Source organism: Streptomyces diversicolor, from assembly GCF_057537855.1.
Window position 1 is genome coordinate 22,547 of record NZ_BAAJXA010000027.1, and the last position, 20,267, is coordinate 42,813.

Genomic DNA, 20,267 nt, shown 5'->3' on the forward strand with positions numbered 1-20,267 from the left:
CCAAAAAGATCCGCCTCACCGGGCGCCTTCACGTAACGCCCCTTAGAGGAGAACAAGTTGAGCCCCCCACCGTTACAACCAGCGCACAGACGCGGCACCCTGCTGGCTCAAGTCGCCGGCACCGTGGTCCTGGCCTCGGCACTGACCGTTCCGGCCGGCACCGCCTCCGCCCAGCCATCCCAAGCGCCGACCGGCCACGGTTCGGCTCCGGCCGCCGCAGCTGAACCAAGAGACGTCAAAGTAGACATCGTCGGCGACTCCTACTCCGCGGGCGAGGGGATGGTCGGCACCTACTTCAACGCCAACGACCCCCGGCACCGGTCGCCCTACGCGGCCGGGGCGCAGGCGATGCAGCGGGTCGAGGACGCCAACCCGGATGTGAATCTGAACGGCGCCACGGGCGCGTCATCGGGTGCGGTCGCCAAGGACTTCTTCCAGTCCCAAGCGCCCGAGTCGTCCGGGGACCCGATGGTCAACGGACCGCAGCGGGACCTGGTCCGGCCCGACGCGGACGCCGTGATCGTCGGTTTCGGCGGCAACGACGCCCACTTCGCCGAGGTACTGACCGATGCCATCACCTCAGGCACCGGTAAGGCGTTCGAGAAGGTACTCAAAGATCTCAAGCCCATGCTCGACTCCGGGCTGAGCGACCAGGAGTACCGGGACCAGGCGGCGAACTCGGCGCCGGGCCAGGCGCCCACGGTGACCGCGCGACTGCTACAGGTCTACAAGGCGTTGCAGCAACGGGCTCCGCACGCCAAGCTGGTGGTGCCCAACTACCCGCTGGCCATCGACCCGAAGGTCAAGGCGCCCTACTACAGCGGTTTCAGCACGTACGAACTGGAACGCATCCAGGAGTTCGGGAAGCAGCTCAACGCCGCGATCGCCAAGGCGGTGGAGGTCTGCGGCTGCGCCGAACTGGCCGATGTCTCCGATTCGATGGCCGGGCGCGAGGTCTACACCGACAAGCCGGGGCTCACCGATCTGGGCGTGGTCTTCACCGGAAGCGTCGGCCAGTGGAGCAAGCACGAGCCGTTCCACCCGAACACCCGCGGCGGCGCGTTGATGGCCAACGCCATCGCCAAGGCGCTGGCCAAGGCGCTGGGACTGAAGTCGCCGCCGGCACAGGGCGACAAGCTGACGCCGCTCACCAAGCTGCGTGAGTTGGTCCCGGACGTCAACGGTGACGGTGTCGATGACCGCGCCGTCCGGAGCCACAAGAAGCGCAAGCCGTCCAGGCCCAGCGGTCTCGGCTTGGTGCCCATCGGGGCGAGCACGGCTCCGGGCAACGACTCCACCCCGGGCACGACTCCGGGCCAGGGGTCCACCTCGGGCTCGACACCGGGTAAGGGCACGGCACCCGGCAAGGGCACGAGTCCGGGCAAGGGCACGGCTCCCGGTAAAGGTTCAGGTACCGGGACCACTCCTGGCAAAGGCACGAGTCCGGGTAAGGGCACGACTCCGGGCCATGGTTCGGGCACCGGCACGGCTCCGGGCAAGGGCACGGCTCCCGGCAACGGTACGAGTCCGGGCAAGGGCACGACTCCCGGTAAGGGCTCCGGCACCGGCACGACTCCCGGCCAGGGTTCCGGCACGGGCACGACTCCCGGCCAGGGTTCCGGCACCGGCACGACTCCCGGCCAGGGTTCCGGCACCGGCACGACTCCCGGCCAGGGTTCCGGCACCGGCACGACTCCCGGCCAGGGTTCCGGCACCGGCACGACTCCCGGCCAGGGTTCCGGCACCGGTTCCGCCCCGGCCCCCGCCCCCGCTCCTGCCACCGGCTCCGGTTCGGCTCCGGGCCGGGGCGCAGCCACCGGCACGGCTCCAGCCACCGGCTCCGGCACACTCCCCAGCCGGGGCGTAGCGACCGGCGCAGCCCCTGCCACCGGCTCGGGCGCGCTTCCGAGCAGGGGCATGGCTGACGGTGGCTCTTCGGCCCCGTCGCAGCCCGCGAACACGCCGGGCCCGACCCCCGGCCTCGACCCTGGTGCGGGGCTGCCTCCGGTCGGCAGCACCATCAACCCGGCGCCGGCCCCGCAACCGGCTCCCGCCGCCTGGAGCACCATCCCCGGCAATATGCCCGGTACCGGCTATCCCAGCGGCCTCGGGAGCAGCATCATCGGGAGTTCCGGAGCCTGGAGCAACATCCCCGGCAACATGCCCAACGTGGGGACCGGTTCACCCGGCAGCAGCGGCATCGGCGGTGGGTACGCCACCGTCAACCCCGGCGCCTACGGCGGCGGCTTCGGGTCCGGCAGCCCCAGCAGTTCGGGCATCGGAACCGGCGTCGGCGGCTCCGGCCTCGGATCCAGCCCCGGCGGAGGCAGCCCCGGTGGCTCCGGCAGCCCCGGTGGCTTCGGCGGTGGCTCCAGCGTGGGCGGCTGCGGCGCCTGTTCCTAGGCCCAGCCACTGAGTCAGCTCGGCCCGGTCACCCCCTGGTGACCGGGCCGGGCGTCGGTCCGGATGATGGCTTCCCGGCGAGCCGCGCCGAGCGAAGACGAACGCCTTCGACGCCCCCGGCCGACCACTGACCGACGCACCCGAAACAGCCCCGACGCCGCTCGCACGTCCGGCGCCGGGGCGGCACCCAGGAGCCCGGCGTGGCCCCGCGGGGCCGCTGAGCGCTCCGCTGGACATAGGGGACCCCCATCGCGGCGGAGCCGCATATCACTACAGCCCCGCGCCCCTTCGGGGCGCTGTCGCACCGCAGCGGACTTCGCTGGACCCGCTCAGCTCGCGCGGGGCAGGGCGCCCAGCAGCGCCGCGTCGAGGCCCAGCCGCAGGGCGTCGTGCAGGTCGGAGCCCACTACCGCAAGCGAGGGGTCGGCCTCGTAGACGGCGAGTATGGCGGCCGGCGGCGGGCAGTAGGCCGACAACGCGCCGGCCAGGATCATGGCGTGCAGGCAGAACGCCTGAGCGCCGTCGCCGAGTTCCGGCACATGCCGGCGGACCAGGTCGGTCATGGTCGCCAGGGCGTCGAGCGAGGCCCGCTTGTGGCGCCGGGCGACCTCAAGGGTGACGTTGTGCTCCAGGACGCCGCCCTGCGCCCCGAACAGGTCGCACAGCACGGGGCGGTCGGCCAGCGAGCGGCTGAGCACTTCGGCCAGCCGGCCGGCCCGCTGCTCGGCGGGCAGGCTCGCGTCGATACCGGCGGCCAGCTCGTCCGGCAGCTCCGCCAGCCAGGTGTGCAGGAAGTAGTCCAGCAGTTCGAGCAGCACCGCCTCGCGTGACTCGAAGTAGCGCAACAGGGCCGACTTGGCCAGTCCGGCGCGCCGGCTCAGCTCGTTGAGGCTCACCTCGGCCACCGGCATCTCGTCGAGCATCGCCGCCGCCGTGTCCAGGATCGCCCGGCGCCGGATCTCGCGCTGCTCCTCGCTGCGGGCCCGCTGGAAGGTCATGTCCGCCAGCCTAGCTTATTTACCAGCGGTCCCTTGACAGCGTACCGACGGTCCCTTACGGTCGAGACGTAATGTACCGGCAGTACATAAGGAGGGTGTCATGAAGTGGACCGAGCAGGATGTTCCCGAACAACGGGGACGGGTGGCCGTGGTGACCGGCGCCAACACCGGCCTGGGCTTCGAGACGGCCCGGGTGCTCGCGGAGCGCGGCGCGTCGGTGGTGCTGGCCGTGCGCGACACCGAGAAGGGCAAGCGGGCCGCCGCGCGGATGTCCGGCGACGTCACCGTGCAGGCCCTGGACCTGACGTCGCTGGACTCGGTCCGCGCCGCGGCGGCCGCATTGCGCGACCGACATCAGCGGATCGACCTGCTGATCAACAACGCAGGGGTGATGTACACGCCGAAGCAGACCACCCGGGACGGCTTCGAGTTGCAGTTCGGCACCAACCACCTGGGGCATTTCGCGCTTACCGGGCTGCTGCTGGACCTGCTCCTGCCGGCGCCCGGCTCCCGGGTGGTGACGGTCAGCAGCACCGGGCACCGCATCCGGGCCGCGATCCACTTCGACGACCTCCAGTGGGAGCGGTCGTACAGCCGGGTCGGCGCCTACGGGCAGTCCAAGCTCGCCAACCTCATGTTCACCTACGAGCTGCAACGGCGGCTCGCGGCGCACGGCACCACCGCCGCGGTGGCCGCGCATCCCGGCATGTCCAACACCGAACTCGCCCGCAACGCCCCGGCGATCGTCCGCACGCCGCTGACCTGGCTCGCGCCGGCGATCACCCAGAAGGCGCCGATGGGCGCGCTGCCCACCCTGCGGGCCGCGACCGACCCCGCCGTCCTCGGCGGGCAGTACTACGGCCCCGGAGGCCGGAACGAGATCAAGGGACACCCCCGCCTGGTCACCTCGAGCCCGCAGTCCTACGACGCCGAGGCCCAGCGCCGCCTCTGGACCGCCTCCGAGCAACTGACAGGCGTCAAGTTCCCCCTCTAGCCCGGCCTCTGTCGTACGACGGGTACGGCAGCGCCCCGGCGAACCGCTCGATTCTCGCCACGGCCAGGCCGTCCGGGTCCAGCAACGTCGTACTGTTGCGCAAGCCCGTGTGCCCAGGGCATCTAGCCGAGTAGAGAACAACGTCGCAGCGCGGACGGCGCGTACTTCCGGGAAAGGAAACGCATCGTGGTGAACGGCCGCAAGGACAAGGTCCTGCGGAGGATGTCGTTCAGGGTGCTGTCATGGGTTGTCACCCTCGGCTTTGGGCTGGTAGCGGTCGGCGTGCTCATCAGCCTCACCTACACCTTCGAAAGTGGACCACTTATCGGCGTGGCCGCCTGCCTTTTCACCATTGCACTCAGCCGACGCATCATGGGCTCACGCATCGTGCTTGGCCCTTCCGCCGTGACCGTTGTCAACCCGTTGACCACTTACACGGTGCCGTACGGTGCTGTCGCCGAGGTGCGGGGTGGTGGTGGAGGAACGTTGAACCTGGTCACGCGGGCAGGAGACGAGATTTACTGCACGGGATTCGGGGGGTCGATCATTGACATCTTTGTGAGATCCGCGGATCGTGCCGCCGAGCGCATCGAGCAGGAAGTGAGGCGCAGGCGGAGGGCCACGCAACAGGCCCAGGTGACGAAGAAGTTCACCGTCTCGTGGATCGCTGACGTCTGCACCGTCGGCGCTGTGGCGTGCGTGATCGCGGCTGCCGCCGTAGGAGTCTGAACAGTGAGGTTGTCGCGGGGGACAAACTCGTTGCCCGGGCCGCCCGCGGCCTCCGCGATCCCGCCGACCGCGCCTACGCGGACGCCGCGTCATCACCCGCCGAGCCCGCGGACACCTCGCCCCGCATGGAATCGAGGGCCTGGGAGCGCTGGGCCACCAGGGCTGCGTAGGTGCCGTCGCGTTCTGCCCAGCGGTGGAGGTGGACTGCCTTCACCAGGATTTCGTGGGGGGTGGGGTCCTGCGACAGCAGTTGCATGACCTCGGTGGCGAAATCGTGGAGCGGCAGCGCGCGCGGGTTCACCTTCTCCTGCCCTGCCGTGGCGACCGCCGGAGGAACCAGTTCGACGACGCCGACACCGGTGCCGTCGAGCTGTGCGCGCAGTGCCTCGGAGTAGGCGTGCACCGCGGCCTTCGAGGCGGCGTAGGTGGGCATGGGCGGGAACGGCAGGAACGCGATGCCGGAGGTGACGGTGACGAAGGTGCCGGCGCCGCGGCCGACCAGATGCGGGGTGAAGGCGTCGATGACCCGGATCGTGCCGACCAGGTTGGTGTCGATCGTCGTACGCGCCGCCTCGAAGTGCGCGGGGTCGCGCAGGTCCTCCAGAAGCATGACGCCCGACATCGTCACCACGGTGTCCAGCTCGGGATACCGGGCGAGCACGGCATCGCGGGCACGGGCGACGGAGGCACCATCGGTGACGTCCACGGCGACGGTGCCGAAACCTTCCGCGGACAGCTCCGCGAGCGCTTCCTGGTTACGGCCGGCCACAGCCACGGTGCTGCCGGCCGCGGCGAACCGGCGGGCCAGTTCCCGCCCGATGCCCGAGGTGCCGCCGACGACGAGAACGGTGCGGTTGGAGAGATCCACGACAGGTCCTCCCTCTCTCAAACTTCTCAAACGGTGATGCCGCAAGTCTTGACGGTGACCACCGGGTGTGGCAGGGCCCCCGTCTTCCCTGGTCCTGCCAGGACCCCCGCTCGGACCCGCGCACCGTTTTACGGTGGCGTCATGAAGGACGAGGAAACCGGCAACCGACTCGGCAGCTACCTACGCGCCCGACGCGAGCTGGTCTCCCCGGCGCAGGCGGGGCTCCCGGCCGGCGGAAACCGCCGCGTCCCGGGCCTGCGCCGTGAGGAGGTCGCCCTGCTCGCCGGCATCAGCGCCGACTACTACCTGCGCCTGGAACGGGGCCGCGACAAGAACCCCTCGCCCCAGGTGCTCGACGCGCTCGCGCGCGTCCTGCGTCTCGACGACGTCGAGCGGACGTATCTGCTCGGCCTCGCGGCGGCACGCCCCAGGGCACCGCGTCGCAAGCGACCCGAGCACGTACCGGCACGGGTGCACCAGCTCCTCGCCCACCTTCCCGTCCCCGCGTTCGTCGAAGGACGCGCCTTCGACGTGCTGGCCGCCAACCCGATGGCCGTCGCGCTCTCCCCGCGCCTGAGGCCCGGCCAGAACCGGCTTCGTTCCCTGCTCCTCGATCCCGAGGAGCAGGCGTTCCACCAGGACTGGCCGAAGGCCACCGCCGATTTCGTCGCCGCCCTCCGCACCACCATCGGGGACGACACCGACAATCCCCGGTTCGTCGAACTCGTCGGAGAACTCGCGCTGTCCAGCGAGCGGTTCCGCACCCTGTGGGCCCGGCACGACGTCCGCACGATGGACGGAGGCAGCACCACCGTCCACCACCCCGTCGTCGGTGACCTCAGGCTGCACCGCGACAAACTCCCCGTGGAGGACGTCATCCTCGTCGTCTACTACCCCGACAAGGACAGCGACAGCGACGAGAAGCTGCGGCTCCTCGCCGCGCTCGCCGAGACCGGGCCCGGGTCCGGGTCCGGGTCCGCGGACGCGGCACACGAGGAGCCGGCCGACGCCCCGCGCCCGCAGACGCCCTGACGACGACGCCCTGACGAACACCGGCGGCCGTGAGGACGGCTCTCAGACGACCAGGACCCGGCGCCCGCGCGTATGACCGGCCTGGCTGTCGACGTGCGCCGCCGCGGCCTCGCCGAGCGGGTACGACCTCTCGACCGGGATGTGGAGCCTGCCCCGCGAGATGAGGCCGACGGCCACGGCGAGCGCGTCCGGCATGCTCCCGGCCACCCCGGAGAACCGGACACCCAACTCCGGCGCTCCGAGATCGGCGATGGAGACCACCCTCCGCGGATCCCCGGTCAGCTCCACCAGCTCGCGGATCACGCCCGAACCGGCCAGATCGAGCGCCGCGTCGATGCGGCCGAGCCGCCGCACCCGCTCGACCCAGCCCTCGCCGTACGGCGTGGCGAGGGCGCCCAGGCCGCGCAGATAGTCCTGGTTCGCGGCACCGGCCGTACCGATCACCGTGATGCCGCGGTCGCGGGCGATCTGCAGCACCGCCGAACCCACTCCCCCGGACGCGCCGCTGACCAGCAGTGTCTGCCCGGACCGCACACCGACCTGGCCGATGATGCGCAGCGCGGTCTCCACCACGGAGGGGTAACCGGCCGCCTCTTCGAACGTCAGCCCCTCGGGCATACGGGCCCAGGCCGACAGCACGGCGAACTCGGCATACGTGCTCGTACCCTCGCCGAACACGCGGTCGCCGACCTCGACCCCTTCGACGCCCTCGCCGACCTCGTCCACCACCCCGGCGGCGTCCTGCCCGACTCCGGCGGGCAACTCGATCGGATGGACCTGCTGGAACTGGCCTTCACGGATACGCCAGTCGACGGGGTTCACGCCCGCCGCCCGCACGGCGATGCGTATCCGACCGGGCCCCGCGTGGGGTTCCTCGGCGTCGATGAGGTGCAGCACGTCCGGACCGCCGAACTCGGCGAAGCTCACTTTCTTCATGCGGCCGACCGTAACACTAACGGTTACGGTTTAAAAACCGTTCCAGTTTTGCATCTGATAGCGTCAGGGCATGACCGTGCCGTCCGGACGCCGTGAGCGCAAGAAGGCCGCGACCCGCCAGAAGATCGCCGACACCGCGCTACGGCTCTTCATGGAACGCGGATACGACGCGGTGGGCATCCGCGAGGTGGCCGCCGAGGCCGACGTGGCCGTCACCACGCTCTTCTCCCACTTCGCCTCGAAAGAGGCCCTGGTGTTCGAGCAGGACCAGAACTTCGAGCAACGCCTCACCCAGGCGGTCACCGGCCGGGCCCCCGACGAGCCGCTGATCCCCGTACTGCGCCGCGAGATCCAGGCCCTGGTGCGGCACTGCACGGCGGACGGCGCCGCCCCGATCTGGCGCATGATCGACGCGACACCCGCCCTGCGGGAGTACGAGGAGTCGATGCGGCTGCGCCACGCTGAGTCGCTGGCCACGGCCATCGCCGCCGATCCCGGCCTACCGCAGACCACGACGGCCTGCCGGACGATCGCGCGGTTCGCGATCGACGCGTTCTCACTGGCCCGTGAGGCGGACGATCCGGAGGGCGCGGTGGACGAGATCTTCCGGATGGTCGAGGCGGCCTGGGCCGCCGCCCTCACGGCCCGCGGGTGAGCTGAACGTCGCGTGAACGGTTGACGCGGCGGTGGCGGGATGGTGCCTTCGTTTTGTACCGTGGAGAAACAAAGTGGCTCCCGCCCGCTTTCCCTGACCGGCGGGCGGGGCCGCCTTGTCCCTCCGGGGTGCTTTGCCCTTCCGGATGCGCCTTGCCTCTCCGGGCTTTGTCCCTCCGGGGGCCTGTGTCCCTCCGGGGACGCATCCGACCTCCCCAGCGGCCGGCGCCCGCCGCCGGACCGCCACCCGCCCGCCGCCTTGGAGCCGCCGCCCATGCCGCCCACCGTTCTCACCGCCCGCGCCCTGCTGCTCGACATGGACGGCACGCTCGTCAACTCCGACGCCGTCGTCGAACGCATCTGGCGGCGCTGGGCCGAGCGGCACGGACTGGACGGCGACGAGGTGATGACGGTGGTGCACGGCCGCCAAGGGCACGCCTCCATGGCCGTACTGCTGCCCGACCGGCCCGTCGAGCAGAACCTCGCCGACAACGCCCGCATGCTCGCCGAGGAGACCGCCGACATGGACGGCGTGGTCGAGGTCCCCGGCGCGAGCGCGTTCCTACGGGCCCTGCGCGGGCTGCCGCACGCCCTCGTGACCTCCGCCGACGTCCCCCTGTCCACGGCGCGGATGGCCGCGGCCGGGCTTGACCTGCCGGACGTGCGCATCACCGCGGAATCGGTCGGCGCCAGCAAGCCCTCCCCCGAGGGCTTCCTCAAGGGCGCCGCGGAACTCGGCGTCGACCCCGCCGACTGCCTCGTCTTCGAGGACTCCGAAGCGGGCATCGCCGCGGGGCGCTCCGCGGGCATGCGGGTCGTGGGCGTCGGCCCACGCGCCGGGCAACACAACCCGGACTTCGTGGTACCCGACCTGACGGGAGTACGCCCCGAACCCACCCAAAACGGCAAGATCAAGATCCACATCCCCTGACACCCGAGGGGGCACGGGGCTATATCGGCATGCGGCTCCGCTGCGGGGCTCGACATGCGCTCCGCCGCGCGGGCGCGACCAACCACGACGGCGCCGCGGCCAAGGGACGACGGTCGCTGCCCCGATAGGGGCGCGGGGAACTGCGCGACCAACCACGACGGCGCCGCAACCAACCGACAACGGTCGCTGCCCCGACAAGGGCGCGGGGCTGTATCGACATGCGGCTCCGCCGCGCGGGCGCAACCAGCCACAACGGCGCCGCAGCAAGGGACGACGGTCGCTGCCCCGACAAGGGCGCGGGGCTGTATCGACATGCGGCTCCGCCGCGCGGGCGCGACCAGCCACAACGAAGCCGCAGCCAAGGGACGACAACGCGGCCAACCCAGCGGAGCGCGTCGCGCCTAGCGCCACACCCCCGGCCCCCCACCGCGCCACTCGATCAGCGTGGAGCGGACCACGTCCATCTCGTCCCAGCCCTGCAAACCCGCCTGCTGCATGAAGCGGGCGATGTCCTGAAGGCTGAACGCGCGCCCAAGGATCTCCCCGTTCACGCGCACCCGCCGGCCGCCTTCCTCGTCGGGCGGGTAGATCACCACGGGCTTCGTGCCGGTCATGTCTCCACACTCACCCCGCGCGCGGGCGAGCGCACAGCGGACCGCACCACAGCGCCCGCAGACCGGGAACCGAGGCCAGGGCCGCCTCGGGCGGTCACTCCGCGGGGTCCTCCTCGGCATGCCGGACGGCCCTCTTCACGGCCTGCTCCACCTCGTGCCGGTTGGCCTCGGTCTGCTTGGCGTGCTCGGTGATCGCCGCCTGCGCGGCCTCCGCCGCCGTACGCCAGCGGCGCCACTGCGCGTCGTAGTCATCGCCGCTGAGCCCGGCGAGCTTCGCCCGCTCTTCCTCAGCGGTACGTTCCAGTGCGATGAGCCGATCGGGGATGTCTGCCACGTCCACGGATGCTAGGCCGGACCCGCCGCAGCCCCGGTCCGACCCGCGAGACGGGGGTCCAGATGGACGCGCCCACTCCGCGAACGGAAACGAACGCAGAAACGGCCCCCCGGAGCCACCTCCGAAGGACCGTTCACCGCGGTGGGCGCGGACGGTTTCGAACCGCCGACATCCTGCTTGTAAGACCTTCCTTCCACATGGCCAGCGTTCCCGAGGGGTGCCGAGCCATTCCGGGTCGTGATCATCTCCGCCACGCGTCGAACATGTGAGCCATTTCGAGCGGCCCCGAGTGGTGCCGAGCGGTGCGTGTGGACTTTTTGCGGACTCCCGCCCCAATCGATCACTCAACGGCACGGAGTCCGCTTCCCTCGCCCGCGCCGCCGGTCAGGGCCGCACGCACCTTCTCCCGAGCGCTCTCGCTCTCGTGCGTGTAGAGCCACGTGACCTTCCCGCCGCGCTTCTGCCCGAGAAACGCCTGAGTGTCCCTCTCCGGCACGCCGGCCTCGTGAAGCCGCGACGTCGTCTTGTGCCGGTACTCGTACAACCGCGGCCACCACTCCGAACGCCCCGTCTCCGGGTTCTTGATCTCGCGCGCGATCCCGGCCTGCTCGATCGCCGTGCGCCACGGCCGCTGAAGGTTGTTCGTGTTCAGCGCTGCCCCACGGGGCCCGCGGAACACCAGCTCCTCCGTGTGCAGGTCGTAACCGTCACCGATGGCCGACCGAGTCGCCTTCGGCTTCCACTTCTCCTTCATGAAGCGGATCGCCCCGAGCGCCTTCGGCGTCAGCGGCACAGCCCGGAACCCAGCCTCCGTCTTGGGTACGGCCTGGCGGCACAGCCGACCATTGTCCGACACCAGGATCTCCTTCACGTAGACCACCATCTCCTTCTCGTCGACGCAGTGGAGCCGCAGACCCGCGTACTCCCCCGGGCGCATGCCCGTCTCGTACGCGAAGTCCCGGAGGATGACCTGGTAGTACGCGGGCAGCGCCGCGTGGATGAGCGCGTACTGCGCCTCGGTCGGAGGCTTCAGGTCGTCGGGATGCTTGAGCACCTTCTGCGCTGTGACCTCAAGGTGCTCGGCCGGATTGATGCTGATCCGCTCGCCGTCCTTGATCGCCGCGCCGAGCAGGGCGACGAGGAGCTGCTTCACCTGGGTCTGCGTCCGGTGACCCTTCACATGGTTCGTGAGCCACTTCTGCAAGGCCATGTACTCAAGGTCGATCAGCCGGTACCCAGACCACTTGGGCTCGACGTGGGCGCGCCACACGCTGAGCTTGCGGTTGCGGGTCTTGATCTTCCCCTTCTTGCTCTGGACCTCCCAGAACTCTTCCCACCACTTCCCGAGTGTGATCTTCCCCCGCTCGGGGTCGCGGTAGGTCCGCTCGCGTACCGCGGTGCGAGTCTTGTCGAGAAATGCCTCCGCAGCCTTCCTGCCGCCCTCCTCGATCGGGAAGTTCTTCGCCTTCTGCTTGCCAGCCGGGTCGCGGTAGCGGGCCTGCCAGCTGCCGATGCAATCGCGGCGGGGTCGGCGCTCGCCGTACTCGGCGGGCGGGTACTTCTCCAGGCAGAGCGCGCAGCCGCAGTTCTTCGACGGGATCTGCCGTGGGTTGTTCAGGGCCCTACGAGGCACGCTGATGCCTCGCCTTCAGCTGGACGGTCGCGAGGAACGTGACCGCGTCCTGCCGCGTGGTGAAGCTCTTCGTCCGGCGCGCCCGGCCGGCGCTCCAGCGAGCCTGCCAGGGACCGGTGCACCCGCTCTGCGGAGGGCGCGGGCCGTAGCGTTCCGGCGGTAGGTCGATGACGCAGTCAGGGCAGCCGCACGTGCGGCTTGGGATCTGCTCGGGTTCAGGCGCCAAGGTGGATCACCTCGTCACTCCTTCGCTGCTGTGGGATCGCGGGGAACAGCTCAATCTCATCCCCGCACCAGCAGCGTGCACCGAACGGCTCCTGCTCGATGCCGAGTTGGAGAAGTACGGCGCGGACGGCGCGAAGTGTGTAGAGGGCAGTAGCGCTCAACTCGTCAGGGACCGTGATGATCTGCCGCTCGGCGTCCCAGGGGTCAAGCTGGTCGCGCGGCGCGAATCGGACGCGAATGCACATAGAACTCCCCCAGGTTGCACGTGTGACTGACGTGTACCGACGGGGGAGAACATCGGTCGTGTGCTCGACCGTACCTCTGGTTAGTCGAATACGCGACCACTCTGAGCAGGCTTCCCGCACAAAGGTTGACGGGGAGTAGTCAGCTCCGTTTTACGGAGACCACTGAACCGCAGGTAAGGTTGCACGACGGTTCCTGAGTGGATGTCAGCTTTGTCTGTCGTTGCTGTCCGCCACGGCCCTGGCCTGGATCAACAGCATTCGTCGCTGCTCCTCGGTCAGCCGGTCCAGGACCCTAAGGGTCTCTTCTCGTTCGTCGGCCGTTTGCGGGGCGGGCGCCCTCTTTCCGGCCGCCGCGAGGAGCCGGTCCGCCGTGAACTTCGGGAACAGCTCGGCGAGCGCACGGATGGTGGCAGGCCGAGGGATGCGCTTGCCGTGCACCCAGGTGTTGACTGCGGCGACGGATACCTGGAGCCCGTGCGCCTGTAGACGGCGCGCGACCTCCGTGTCGCTGACGCCGTACTCGTCCTTGAGGGCGGTCAGCGCCTGCGCGAAGGTCTCGGCCACCTCGCTGGTGGCGTGCTCAGGGTTCTCCACAGGGCAAGAGTGCCCGCCACCTTCTACTTTCTGCAAGTAAAAGTAGAAGGCATGGCAAGAACTTAGCGGCGCGCGGTCTCCCCACTACGCGCCGTCGTGCATGTCATATGCCAGGATAGAACACACGTTCGAAGATCGCACCTAGCCCCCGAGTCTCGGCGGGTCTCGGAACGGCTCGGCATGACCCTTGACGTGACCTCTACTTCAACAGTAGAAATGTCGTAACGCCTCACCTGGGGCGATCTAGTCACCACGGCACGAGGTCCATCCATGCCCAAACTGCGCCGCAAGAACGACGGCAGACCCATCCGAGACGCCATGGCGCGCGCCGGCCTCTCCATCCCCCAGCTCGCGGAAGCGACGCGGCGAGTGGACCCGACCGGGAAGGGCGTCAGCGCGGCAACCGTCGGCCGTCTTGCGGGGCAGGGCAAGACCGCACGCGAGAAGTGCGAGCTGAAAACGGCCTGGTTCGTCGCTGAGGCGCTGCACGAGGAGACGAACGCACCCCTCCAGGACCTCTTCGCCATGCCAACAGCTTCAACTTCGACAGTAGAAAGGTCAAGGTTCGATGCCGAAGAAGAGTGACCGGCGCGTCGAAGCCCTCCCCGCCGGCCTTCTCCCGCTCCTGACCCAGCGCGAACTGGAGACGTACTACGGCGTCTCCGACTGGACCGTTCTCCAGTGGATCAAGGACGGGATGCCGGTCAAGCGGCTGAGGACGACCGGCCAGCAGCAGAAGGAAGTGCGCCGCTTCGAGTTGCCTGCGGTCGAGGCGTGGATGGCTGAGCACGACCAGCTCGCCACCGCCTGATCCACCCCTGAACGCGCCGAAGGGCCGCTCCGACTTCCCGGCCCGAGCAGCCCCCGACCGGCGCCCCTACAAGATCCGAAAGAGAGGGCCGAATGGCCACATCATCGCAGACCCCGAGAGTCCTCCCGTTGGGTGAGGCCCCAATCGCCCGGCCGTTGACCGTGCCCGCCGTGTTCCGCGAGGCGGCCCGCATCCTCGCGACGAACGGCCTGCACAAGGGCGACCACGTGCCCGACGCTTTCGACCGCGAGGTGTACGTGCCGCACTTCCTGCGGCCGATGTCGATCGTGGCCGCGCTGAAGTGCGCGACGACCGGCGACCCGCACCGAACGTCGCTGCTCGCGGACGAGGCGATCAGCGTGCTGGCGCTGCGGCTGGAGGTCGACGGTGAGGGCCCGCTGTTCGGCGGGATCTTCGACCTGGAAGCACACGTGGACGCGTGGGGGGACTTGGAGTCCCGGACCACGGAGTCGGCTGTTGCGGTGCTGGAGGCGGCTGCGGACGTGAACGAGGTCGCGGCATGACGGATTCGATCATCGTCCGCGTCACTCTCGACTCATACGACCTGCTGCACCCGCGCGAGAAGCAGGTGCAGGTGTACGTGCAGATCCCCGAGGTGGCGCGTGCGTCGTGGATGCTGCCTGAGCACCACTTCGGCTTCTCGAAAAGCGAGCCGTGGCCGAGCGTCGTGGACGCCGCGCAGGAGCACTACGTGCGGAGCGGCACGGTGTCGGACCCGACGTCGGCCGCTGCGCGGGCTGCGGTCGTGGAGTGGTTGCGGAATGACGCGAACCACGACGCGATGTATGCGGCGTGGGAGGCGGATCAGGCTCGTCAGCATCCGGTGGCGCGGAAGCTGCTGAAGGAGAACGAGGAACTGCGGGCTCGGGTTGCTGAGTCGAAGGCGTCGCCGCTGGCCTGGGCCCGACTGCTCGACGCCAAGTCCGTCGACAACTTCCTGATCGCGCTCGGCATGGCCGCCGACACGGACCCGGCGGACGGTGCGCTTGCTCAGGTTGAGGAGATGCTGCGTTCGTTCCGTGCGGCCCTGCCTGCGGGTGCCGAGGAGCAGCGGGAGCAGACCCTCCACGAGCACGTGATCGCGCGGGACGCTGAGATCGAGCGGCTGAAGGCGCAGATCGAGGCGGCGCGCGCCGTGCACGTGAAGTTCCCGGATTCGGAGCACTGCCAGCACGACGCCGAGCCGTGGCCGTGCCCGACGGTGGCCGCGCTGGTTCCGGTGGATGGGATCACACGGCGGATCGCGCCGACGCAGGCCCTCAGCGAGGACCAGCCACTGACCGTCTACCGCGCCGAGCACCCAGACTCCGGGATCACCCTCCGCCACTACGGCACCGAGGCTGCTGCCCGCGCGCACTGCGAGGCGATGGAGCGCCGCTCCTGGCCCGCGGGGACCACGCTCGTCTTCGACTGGATCGAGGACGACGAGGACCGCGTTGCCGAGCTGGTGGTCACCGCCGGGCAGAACGAGGAGTCCGTCACCGGCTACATCGTCACCGCGCTGGAGCTGGCCTCCGAGTACGACGAGGGGGCCGACGAATGAGCTTCCTGGAAGGGCTCCTCTGGGCCGCGATCGTCTGGGCCGTCTTCCTGGTGTACTGCGCGGTCGATGCGCCGTCGCTGCTGGCTCGCTGGAAGCGAGGCCGCCGATGAGCGTCCGCAAGGTGATCGAGCACGCGCTGAGGGCGTACTACGTCGACAGCGCCGAGCCCGCTGCCATCGCCCGAGACCTGCTCGCGCAGCACGACGCCGAGCAGCTGCAGGTGGCCGCCGACCTGGTGCACGCCATGGCCGACCCGGAGTGCACGTGCGGCGGCTGCGACTCCTGCTCCGCCCGCGGGTTCGCCGAGCAGTTGCGCAAGACGGCAGGGGAGAAGAGCAGCCGCCCGGCGGCCGATGCCACTCCCGACAAGCTCACCGCCCGCGAACACCGCCTCGCGCAGCTGCTCGACACCATCCGCACCCACGGCGGCAAGTGGTCCTCATCCAGCGTCCAGCAGATCCGGCGCGCGACCGGCGGCCCCGTCCAGCGGGGCGCCGCTCGCCGCGACCTGATCGAGCTGACCCGGCGCGCATACCTCGTACCCGACGAGCACTGCGGGCGCCGCTTCTATCGGCTCGGCAGCGACCCCAGCCCTGCCCACCCACGGCGCGGCACCCGGAAGTCCCTGCTGGAGGCGATCCAGACAGAGGGCGGCGAGTGGACGACCAGCCGCATCAGGCGCACCTGGCGCCGACTCCTCGGCACGCATGTCCTCCGCATGGCCGCCCGCCGCTACCTGGCCGATCTGCACCGTGACGGCCACCTCGACCGCCACGGCGACGGCACCCCTCGCACCTACTACACCCCAACTATCAGGAAGGACGGCCGCTCATGACCGGCCCCGAGCACTACACCCGCGCGGAGCAGCTGCTCCGCGAGGTCCGCGACGGCCACCAGGAAGGCACGGACGTGGCCGCCATCCTCGCCGCCGCGCAGGTGCACGCAACGCTCGCCCTCGCAGCGGCCACCGCCATGCAGGCGCCCGTGGACGGTTCCGAGTCCGGCATGGGCTCGGCCGAGTTCAGCGAGTGGTACCGCGTCGCGGGGGTCAAGCCGCCCCGGAGGGGTGGCGACGCCTGATGACGACTGTCGTGCAGGCCGGGGCACTCGCCCCGGCCGCCGGCCCGGACCCCATCACCGAGCCAGGCATCCACCCGATGACGAACGAGGAGTACCACTCCCACCGGTACGCCCTCTCTTCCAGCGGCGCCCGGAAGCTGCTCGCGCCGTCCTCGCCCGCGCACTTCCGGTACGAGCAGGACCACCCGCAGCCGCCGAAGAAGGTCTTCGACATCGGCAACGCCGCCCACAAGCTCGTGCTCGGGCAGGGCCCGAAGCTCGTGAAGATCGACGCCGAGGAGTGGCGGACCAACGCCGTCAAGGCCGAGGTCAAGGAGGTACGCGAGGCCGGGAACATCCCGCTGAAGCCCTCCGAGTACCAGCAGGTCCACGACATGGCCGACGCCCTGCGCCGACACCCCGTCGCGAGCCTGCTGTTCGACCCCGAGCACGGCACCCCCGAGCAGTCCCTGTTCTGGCGCGACGACAAGACCGGCGTCATGCGGCGGGCCCGCCTCGACTGGTTGCCCAACCCGCGGTCCGGACGACTGATCATCGCCGACTACAAGACGTGCCGCTCGGCGAACCCCGAGGCGTTGCAGAAGGCGATCGACGAGTACGGCTACCACCAGCAAGACGACTGGTACCGGTCCGCCTGCCACGCCCTCGGCATCGCCGACGACACGGCCGCGTTCGTCTTCGTCTGCCAGGAGAAGCAGGCCCCGTACGTGATCACCGTCATCGAGGTGAACGCGACGTCCCGCCGCATCGGCGCCGCCCGCAACCGGCGCGCCCTCGAAGTCTTCGCCGAGTGCACCCGCACTGGCTACTGGCCCGGCTACAGCGACGACGTGGTGCCGCTCGCCCTGCCCGGTTGGGCCGAGACCCGAGACACCTTGGAGTACCTGTGAACTACCCCGCTACCGCCGACCACCAGTTCGCGGCCCCGGCCGCCCCGGCGCCGTCGTTCATCGGGCAGGGCACCGCAGTTGAGCAGTCCCGCGCGGTCGCCGAGGTCCAGGCCGCCGTCATCGTCGCCCGCCAGTTCCCCCGCGTCGAAGCCCTCGCCATCAAGAAGATGCAGACGGCCTTCGCACAGCACAACCTCGCCGTCCGCTCGTTCTTCCGCTTCCGCCGAGGCACCTCGAACGTGTCCGGCGAGACGATCCAGTTCGCCAAGGAACTCGCCCGCTGCTGGACGAACATCCACTACGGCGTCCACGAACTGCGCCGCGACGACGCCGCCGGCGAGTCCGAGATGCAGGCGTGGGCGTGGGACCTGGAGACCAACGAACGCGCGAGCACGACGTTCATCGTGCCGCACACCCGCTGGTCGAAGGACAGCGGCGGCACGCGGCTGGAGGACCCGCGGGACGTCTACGAGAACAACTCGAACAACGGCGCCCGCAGGCTCCGGGAGATGATCTTCAGTGTGCTCCCCGACTGGTTCCGGGAGCAGGCGAAGGCCATCGCCAACCACACCGTGGAGAACGGGCAGGGCGACAAGCCGATCGCGCAGCGCGCGGCCGAGGCCATTACCGCGTTCGAGGGCATCGGCGTCACGGTCGAGCAGTTGGAGGAGAACCGCGCGGGCCGTGCATCCGGGAAGTGGACGAACCTCGACCTCGGCCAGCTGCACATCATCTTCGAGTCCATCCGCCGTGGCGAGACGACCGTGGACGAGGAGTTTCCGCAGCAGCGCGTGACCTTCGGCGAGATCCAGCAGCAGCACGAGGAGCAGGCCGGCCAGCAGCAGGCCCCCGGCGAGGAGCAGGCGCCCGCCGAGGGTGCCCGGCCGTGGCCGTCGACCCGGCAGCCCGGATCAGGGACGGGCGCATGAAACCGATGACCCGCGCGGAACTCACCGGACTCCGCTCCGTACTCGGCGCCGCCACCCCGGCCGCCCTGGAACTGGTCGCCGACGCCGTGAAGGCAGCGCGCATCGCGAACCGTGCCGACGACTGGAACGCGCGGCACGCGCTACTGGCAATCCCGCCGATCGTCGCGCGACTCCTGAACGCGGAGACCGACCGCGCCGCGCTGCGCTCAACCATCGCCCGGTTGGTCGTCGCCAATCAGCGCGGCGACGACTACTCCCTCTCCGATCTCGCCTTCGAGTTGGAGCGCGCCGGGATCGACCTCAAGGCGGACTACACCGAGGCAGACGACCTTGCGCGCGCGACAGAACGGGAGGCGTTGCTGTGAACCTGCTCGCCCGCCTCCGTCAGGTCGTCCAGCCCGGCAACGGCCACCGCAGCGCCACCCGCCAGCCGCGTCGTGCCGAGGAGACCGTTCCCCTGGCCATCCTCATGCGGCCCACCGAGGCGGTGGTCAACGATCTCGCGTACTGCCCGGCCGAGGAGCGGACCACGTTGCACGCCTTCCTGCGTACCGGGGGCCGCGTCTGCTGGACGTGCCGCACACGCACCCTGCACGACCCGCTCACCAGCACCCCAACCGCGGGCGGTGCCGAGTGACCACGCCGACCCTGTTCGACCCGGAGCGTCCGGCCGCCACCACGGCGGCCGGGGCCCGGCCCGCACCCTTCGTCATCCCCCTGCCCGCCGGCCTGCGCCTGCTGAACGCGAACCAGCGCCCGCACCACCGCGTCCGGCACGAGGTCACGAAGGAGCTGCGCGCCGCCGCCAGGGAAGCCGTCAGCGAGTGCCCCGCCCTCATGGACGCGCTCGCAGCAGCCAAGCCCGGCGCCCTCTTCCAGCGTGCGCACATCCTCGGCGTGCTGCACCCGCCCACCGATGGCCGCCGCGACCCGGCCAACTGGTACCCCAGCTTCAAGGCCGCCGTCGACGGGATCGTGGACGCCGGAGTCCTCGAAGACGACGACCACATGCGGGTCATCGGTCCGGACATGCGGCTCGGGGAGAAGCGGAAGGGCGGTCAGATCGTCCTCGTTGTCCGTGGCCTAGAGCCAGGTGAAGACCCGCTCGGCTACGAGGCGGTGGACCGGTGATCGAGGTCACTGTCTCCCTCGCCAGCATCGACACGGCGCGCCGCTTCGCCAGGCTGCTGCGCGCCGCAGCGGATGTCGAGCTCCATCGCGGCCAGGCCCGCAGCTGGCGACGCGCCGCGGCCCGACTGGAACGTTTCGCCAACCCGGCCCGCCCGTACCGGCCGCGCGTTCGCCGTCCCCGCCACAGCGAGATCGACGAGGAAGCCGTGCAGCGCGTCGTTCACGGCCTCCGTCCCTACCCCGTGCTGAGCCGCGCGGAAGCCCGGCTCGCCTGCTATCGCATGACGGTCGCCGGCCACAGCACACGGGAGATCGCAGGCAGGCTGGGGATCGCGCGGCGCACCGTCAGCCGGTGGCGCGCTGAAGACCAGGGGTCGACATGACCTCCCGCCGTAGCCGCCGCGCCCCGCCTGAGCCCGAGTACGTACCGGGGATGCTCCTCGACTGGAGCGACCGAGACCTGCACTGGTCCAGCCGCGAACTCCCGTGCCGCTACTGCGGGTTCCCGACCCACCTGCGCGACTCGAAGCGGAAGCCGGCGCACAAGGTCTGCGCAGAAGACGCGCTCGCGATCCAGGCCGCCGAAGCAGCCGCGGCCTACCGAGCGCGTGGGCGCCTCCACTGACCACCACCCGACGGCCGCGTTCCCCGGGCCCGCCGACCCCCACGGCG

General features: G+C 70.3%; 27 protein-coding genes. 19 read left to right on the forward strand and 8 right to left on the reverse strand.

Features of this window, described 5'->3' with window-relative positions; translation table 11 throughout:
- The first annotated feature begins 123 nt into the window (after window positions 1-123).
- Entirely contained in the window at window positions 124-2,403 is a 2,280-nt protein-coding gene (locus AC27LF_RS28685) for a GDSL-type esterase/lipase family protein (protein WP_479658233.1), read from the forward strand.
- Between the two features lie 329 nt (window positions 2,404-2,732).
- Here the strand turns inward: AC27LF_RS28685 and AC27LF_RS28690 are convergent, their stop codons facing one another.
- Window positions 2,733-3,401: a TetR/AcrR family transcriptional regulator gene (locus AC27LF_RS28690; RefSeq protein ID WP_479658234.1), complete on the reverse strand. Its 669-nt coding sequence runs from the start codon at window positions 3,399-3,401 to the stop codon at window positions 2,733-2,735.
- Window positions 3,402-3,501: 100 nt separating this feature from the next.
- On the opposite strand from AC27LF_RS28690, the gene AC27LF_RS28695 reads away from it, so the two are divergent.
- Complete coding sequence (locus AC27LF_RS28695) at window positions 3,502-4,395, forward strand: SDR family NAD(P)-dependent oxidoreductase (protein ID WP_479658235.1); 894 nt, start codon at window positions 3,502-3,504, stop codon at window positions 4,393-4,395.
- 186 nt (window positions 4,396-4,581) lie between these two features.
- On the forward strand, window positions 4,582-5,124 hold the full coding sequence (locus AC27LF_RS28700; RefSeq protein ID WP_487231249.1) for a hypothetical protein: 543 nt from the start codon (window positions 4,582-4,584) through the stop codon (window positions 5,122-5,124).
- A 73-nt stretch (window positions 5,125-5,197) separates the two neighbouring features.
- On the opposite strand, the gene AC27LF_RS28705 is transcribed toward AC27LF_RS28700, so the two are convergent.
- Entirely contained in the window at window positions 5,198-5,992 is a 795-nt protein-coding gene (locus AC27LF_RS28705) for an SDR family oxidoreductase (RefSeq protein ID WP_479658237.1), read from the reverse strand.
- Window positions 5,993-6,133: 141 nt separating this feature from the next.
- Between AC27LF_RS28705 and AC27LF_RS28710 the strand changes: the two genes are divergently transcribed.
- Window positions 6,134-7,024 carry a helix-turn-helix transcriptional regulator gene (locus AC27LF_RS28710; RefSeq protein ID WP_479658238.1) on the forward strand — a complete coding sequence of 297 codons (891 nt, stop codon included), beginning with the start codon at window positions 6,134-6,136 and terminating at the stop codon, window positions 7,022-7,024.
- A 42-nt stretch (window positions 7,025-7,066) separates the two neighbouring features.
- Here the strand turns inward: AC27LF_RS28710 and AC27LF_RS28715 are convergent, their stop codons facing one another.
- On the reverse strand, window positions 7,067-7,960 hold the full coding sequence (locus tag AC27LF_RS28715) for an NADP-dependent oxidoreductase (protein WP_479658239.1): 894 nt from the start codon (window positions 7,958-7,960) through the stop codon (window positions 7,067-7,069).
- Between the two features lie 70 nt (window positions 7,961-8,030).
- Between AC27LF_RS28715 and AC27LF_RS28720 the strand changes: the two genes are divergently transcribed.
- Complete coding sequence (locus AC27LF_RS28720) at window positions 8,031-8,615, forward strand: TetR/AcrR family transcriptional regulator (protein WP_479658240.1); 585 nt, start codon at window positions 8,031-8,033, stop codon at window positions 8,613-8,615.
- A gap of 273 nt (window positions 8,616-8,888) precedes the next feature.
- Window positions 8,889-9,545, forward strand: a complete 657-nt coding sequence (locus AC27LF_RS28725; protein WP_479658241.1) for an HAD family hydrolase — start codon at window positions 8,889-8,891, stop codon at window positions 9,543-9,545.
- A gap of 401 nt (window positions 9,546-9,946) precedes the next feature.
- Here AC27LF_RS28725 and AC27LF_RS28730 read toward each other — a convergent pair whose 3' ends face one another.
- From AC27LF_RS28730 to AC27LF_RS28750, 5 genes are all read right to left on the reverse strand, one after another.
- Window positions 9,947-10,159 (reverse strand): hypothetical protein, encoded by a 213-nt coding sequence (locus tag AC27LF_RS28730; RefSeq protein ID WP_479658242.1) that lies wholly within the window; start codon window positions 10,157-10,159, stop codon window positions 9,947-9,949.
- Window positions 10,160-10,253: 94 nt separating this feature from the next.
- On the reverse strand, window positions 10,254-10,493 hold the full coding sequence (locus tag AC27LF_RS28735; protein WP_351728841.1) for a hypothetical protein: 240 nt from the start codon (window positions 10,491-10,493) through the stop codon (window positions 10,254-10,256).
- A 340-nt stretch (window positions 10,494-10,833) separates the two neighbouring features.
- A complete protein-coding gene (locus AC27LF_RS28740) occupies window positions 10,834-12,126 on the reverse strand; it encodes a tyrosine-type recombinase/integrase (protein WP_479658243.1) in 1,293 nt (430 codons plus the stop codon).
- Window positions 12,127-12,341: 215 nt separating this feature from the next.
- Window positions 12,342-12,596 carry a hypothetical protein gene (locus tag AC27LF_RS28745; RefSeq protein WP_479658244.1) on the reverse strand — a complete coding sequence of 85 codons (255 nt, stop codon included), beginning with the start codon at window positions 12,594-12,596 and terminating at the stop codon, window positions 12,342-12,344.
- 204 nt (window positions 12,597-12,800) lie between these two features.
- The gene (locus tag AC27LF_RS28750; protein WP_479658245.1) at window positions 12,801-13,190 is read right to left on the reverse strand and encodes a helix-turn-helix domain-containing protein; all 390 of its coding nucleotides are present in this window, start codon (window positions 13,188-13,190) and stop codon (window positions 12,801-12,803) included.
- Between the two features lie 270 nt (window positions 13,191-13,460).
- Between AC27LF_RS28750 and AC27LF_RS28755 the strand changes: the two genes are divergently transcribed.
- From AC27LF_RS28755 to AC27LF_RS28815, 13 genes are all read left to right on the forward strand, one after another.
- A complete protein-coding gene (locus AC27LF_RS28755; RefSeq protein ID WP_479658246.1) occupies window positions 13,461-13,775 on the forward strand; it encodes an XRE family transcriptional regulator in 315 nt (104 codons plus the stop codon).
- A complete protein-coding gene (locus tag AC27LF_RS28760) occupies window positions 13,759-14,001 on the forward strand; it encodes a hypothetical protein (RefSeq protein WP_479658247.1) in 243 nt (80 codons plus the stop codon). The genes AC27LF_RS28755 and AC27LF_RS28760 overlap by 17 nt, the downstream gene beginning before the upstream one ends.
- Window positions 14,002-14,129: 128 nt before the next feature.
- Entirely contained in the window at window positions 14,130-14,525 is a 396-nt protein-coding gene (locus AC27LF_RS28765; protein ID WP_479658248.1) for a DUF6197 family protein, read from the forward strand.
- The gene (locus tag AC27LF_RS28770; protein ID WP_479658249.1) at window positions 14,522-15,565 is read left to right on the forward strand and encodes a hypothetical protein; all 1,044 of its coding nucleotides are present in this window, start codon (window positions 14,522-14,524) and stop codon (window positions 15,563-15,565) included. Before AC27LF_RS28765 ends, AC27LF_RS28770 begins: the two co-directional genes overlap by 4 nt.
- A 106-nt stretch (window positions 15,566-15,671) precedes the next feature.
- Window positions 15,672-16,400, forward strand: a complete 729-nt coding sequence (locus tag AC27LF_RS28775; protein ID WP_479658250.1) for a hypothetical protein — start codon at window positions 15,672-15,674, stop codon at window positions 16,398-16,400.
- The gene (locus tag AC27LF_RS28780; protein ID WP_479658251.1) at window positions 16,397-16,645 is read left to right on the forward strand and encodes a hypothetical protein; all 249 of its coding nucleotides are present in this window, start codon (window positions 16,397-16,399) and stop codon (window positions 16,643-16,645) included. The genes AC27LF_RS28775 and AC27LF_RS28780 overlap by 4 nt, the downstream gene beginning before the upstream one ends.
- On the forward strand, window positions 16,645-17,535 hold the full coding sequence (locus tag AC27LF_RS28785; RefSeq protein ID WP_479658252.1) for a PD-(D/E)XK nuclease-like domain-containing protein: 891 nt from the start codon (window positions 16,645-16,647) through the stop codon (window positions 17,533-17,535). Before AC27LF_RS28780 ends, AC27LF_RS28785 begins: the two co-directional genes overlap by 1 nt.
- Window positions 17,532-18,464, forward strand: coding sequence for a hypothetical protein (locus tag AC27LF_RS28790; protein ID WP_479658253.1), 933 nt, complete (start codon window positions 17,532-17,534; stop codon window positions 18,462-18,464). Before AC27LF_RS28785 ends, AC27LF_RS28790 begins: the two co-directional genes overlap by 4 nt.
- Window positions 18,461-18,829: a hypothetical protein gene (locus AC27LF_RS28795; protein WP_479658254.1), complete on the forward strand. Its 369-nt coding sequence runs from the start codon at window positions 18,461-18,463 to the stop codon at window positions 18,827-18,829. Before AC27LF_RS28790 ends, AC27LF_RS28795 begins: the two co-directional genes overlap by 4 nt.
- On the forward strand, window positions 18,826-19,101 hold the full coding sequence (locus AC27LF_RS28800; RefSeq protein WP_479658255.1) for a hypothetical protein: 276 nt from the start codon (window positions 18,826-18,828) through the stop codon (window positions 19,099-19,101). The genes AC27LF_RS28795 and AC27LF_RS28800 overlap by 4 nt, the downstream gene beginning before the upstream one ends.
- Window positions 19,098-19,595 (forward strand): hypothetical protein, encoded by a 498-nt coding sequence (locus AC27LF_RS28805; protein WP_479658256.1) that lies wholly within the window; start codon window positions 19,098-19,100, stop codon window positions 19,593-19,595. Before AC27LF_RS28800 ends, AC27LF_RS28805 begins: the two co-directional genes overlap by 4 nt.
- A complete protein-coding gene (locus AC27LF_RS28810; protein WP_479658257.1) occupies window positions 19,592-19,978 on the forward strand; it encodes a helix-turn-helix domain-containing protein in 387 nt (128 codons plus the stop codon). Before AC27LF_RS28805 ends, AC27LF_RS28810 begins: the two co-directional genes overlap by 4 nt.
- Window positions 19,975-20,220: a hypothetical protein gene (locus AC27LF_RS28815; RefSeq protein WP_479658258.1), complete on the forward strand. Its 246-nt coding sequence runs from the start codon at window positions 19,975-19,977 to the stop codon at window positions 20,218-20,220. The genes AC27LF_RS28810 and AC27LF_RS28815 overlap by 4 nt, the downstream gene beginning before the upstream one ends.
- Window positions 20,221-20,267 lie beyond the last annotated feature (47 nt).

Bases quoted from the DNA above. Each gene is read 5' to 3' on its own strand.
- AC27LF_RS28785 (WP_479658252.1), top strand. From the start codon at position 16,645: ATGACGACTGTCGTGCAGGCCGGGGCACTCGCCCCGGCCGCCGGCCCG.
- AC27LF_RS28815 (WP_479658258.1), top strand. From the start codon at position 19,975: ATGACCTCCCGCCGTAGCCGCCGCGCCCCGCCTGAGCCCGAGTACGTA.
- AC27LF_RS28730 (WP_479658242.1), bottom strand. From the start codon at position 10,159: ATGACCGGCACGAAGCCCGTGGTGATCTACCCGCCCGACGAGGAAGGC.
- AC27LF_RS28795 (WP_479658254.1), top strand. From the start codon at position 18,461: ATGAAACCGATGACCCGCGCGGAACTCACCGGACTCCGCTCCGTACTC.
- AC27LF_RS28775 (WP_479658250.1), top strand. From the start codon at position 15,672: ATGAGCGTCCGCAAGGTGATCGAGCACGCGCTGAGGGCGTACTACGTC.
- AC27LF_RS28745 (WP_479658244.1), bottom strand. From the start codon at position 12,596: ATGTGCATTCGCGTCCGATTCGCGCCGCGCGACCAGCTTGACCCCTGG.
- AC27LF_RS28690 (WP_479658234.1), bottom strand. From the start codon at position 3,401: ATGACCTTCCAGCGGGCCCGCAGCGAGGAGCAGCGCGAGATCCGGCGC.
- AC27LF_RS28760 (WP_479658247.1), top strand. From the start codon at position 13,759: ATGCCGAAGAAGAGTGACCGGCGCGTCGAAGCCCTCCCCGCCGGCCTT.
- AC27LF_RS28770 (WP_479658249.1), top strand. From the start codon at position 14,522: ATGACGGATTCGATCATCGTCCGCGTCACTCTCGACTCATACGACCTG.
- AC27LF_RS28695 (WP_479658235.1), top strand. From the start codon at position 3,502: ATGAAGTGGACCGAGCAGGATGTTCCCGAACAACGGGGACGGGTGGCC.
- AC27LF_RS28720 (WP_479658240.1), top strand. From the start codon at position 8,031: ATGACCGTGCCGTCCGGACGCCGTGAGCGCAAGAAGGCCGCGACCCGC.
- AC27LF_RS28710 (WP_479658238.1), top strand. From the start codon at position 6,134: ATGAAGGACGAGGAAACCGGCAACCGACTCGGCAGCTACCTACGCGCC.
- AC27LF_RS28725 (WP_479658241.1), top strand. From the start codon at position 8,889: ATGCCGCCCACCGTTCTCACCGCCCGCGCCCTGCTGCTCGACATGGAC.
- AC27LF_RS28755 (WP_479658246.1), top strand. From the start codon at position 13,461: ATGCCCAAACTGCGCCGCAAGAACGACGGCAGACCCATCCGAGACGCC.
- AC27LF_RS28780 (WP_479658251.1), top strand. From the start codon at position 16,397: ATGACCGGCCCCGAGCACTACACCCGCGCGGAGCAGCTGCTCCGCGAG.
- AC27LF_RS28715 (WP_479658239.1), bottom strand. From the start codon at position 7,960: ATGAAGAAAGTGAGCTTCGCCGAGTTCGGCGGTCCGGACGTGCTGCAC.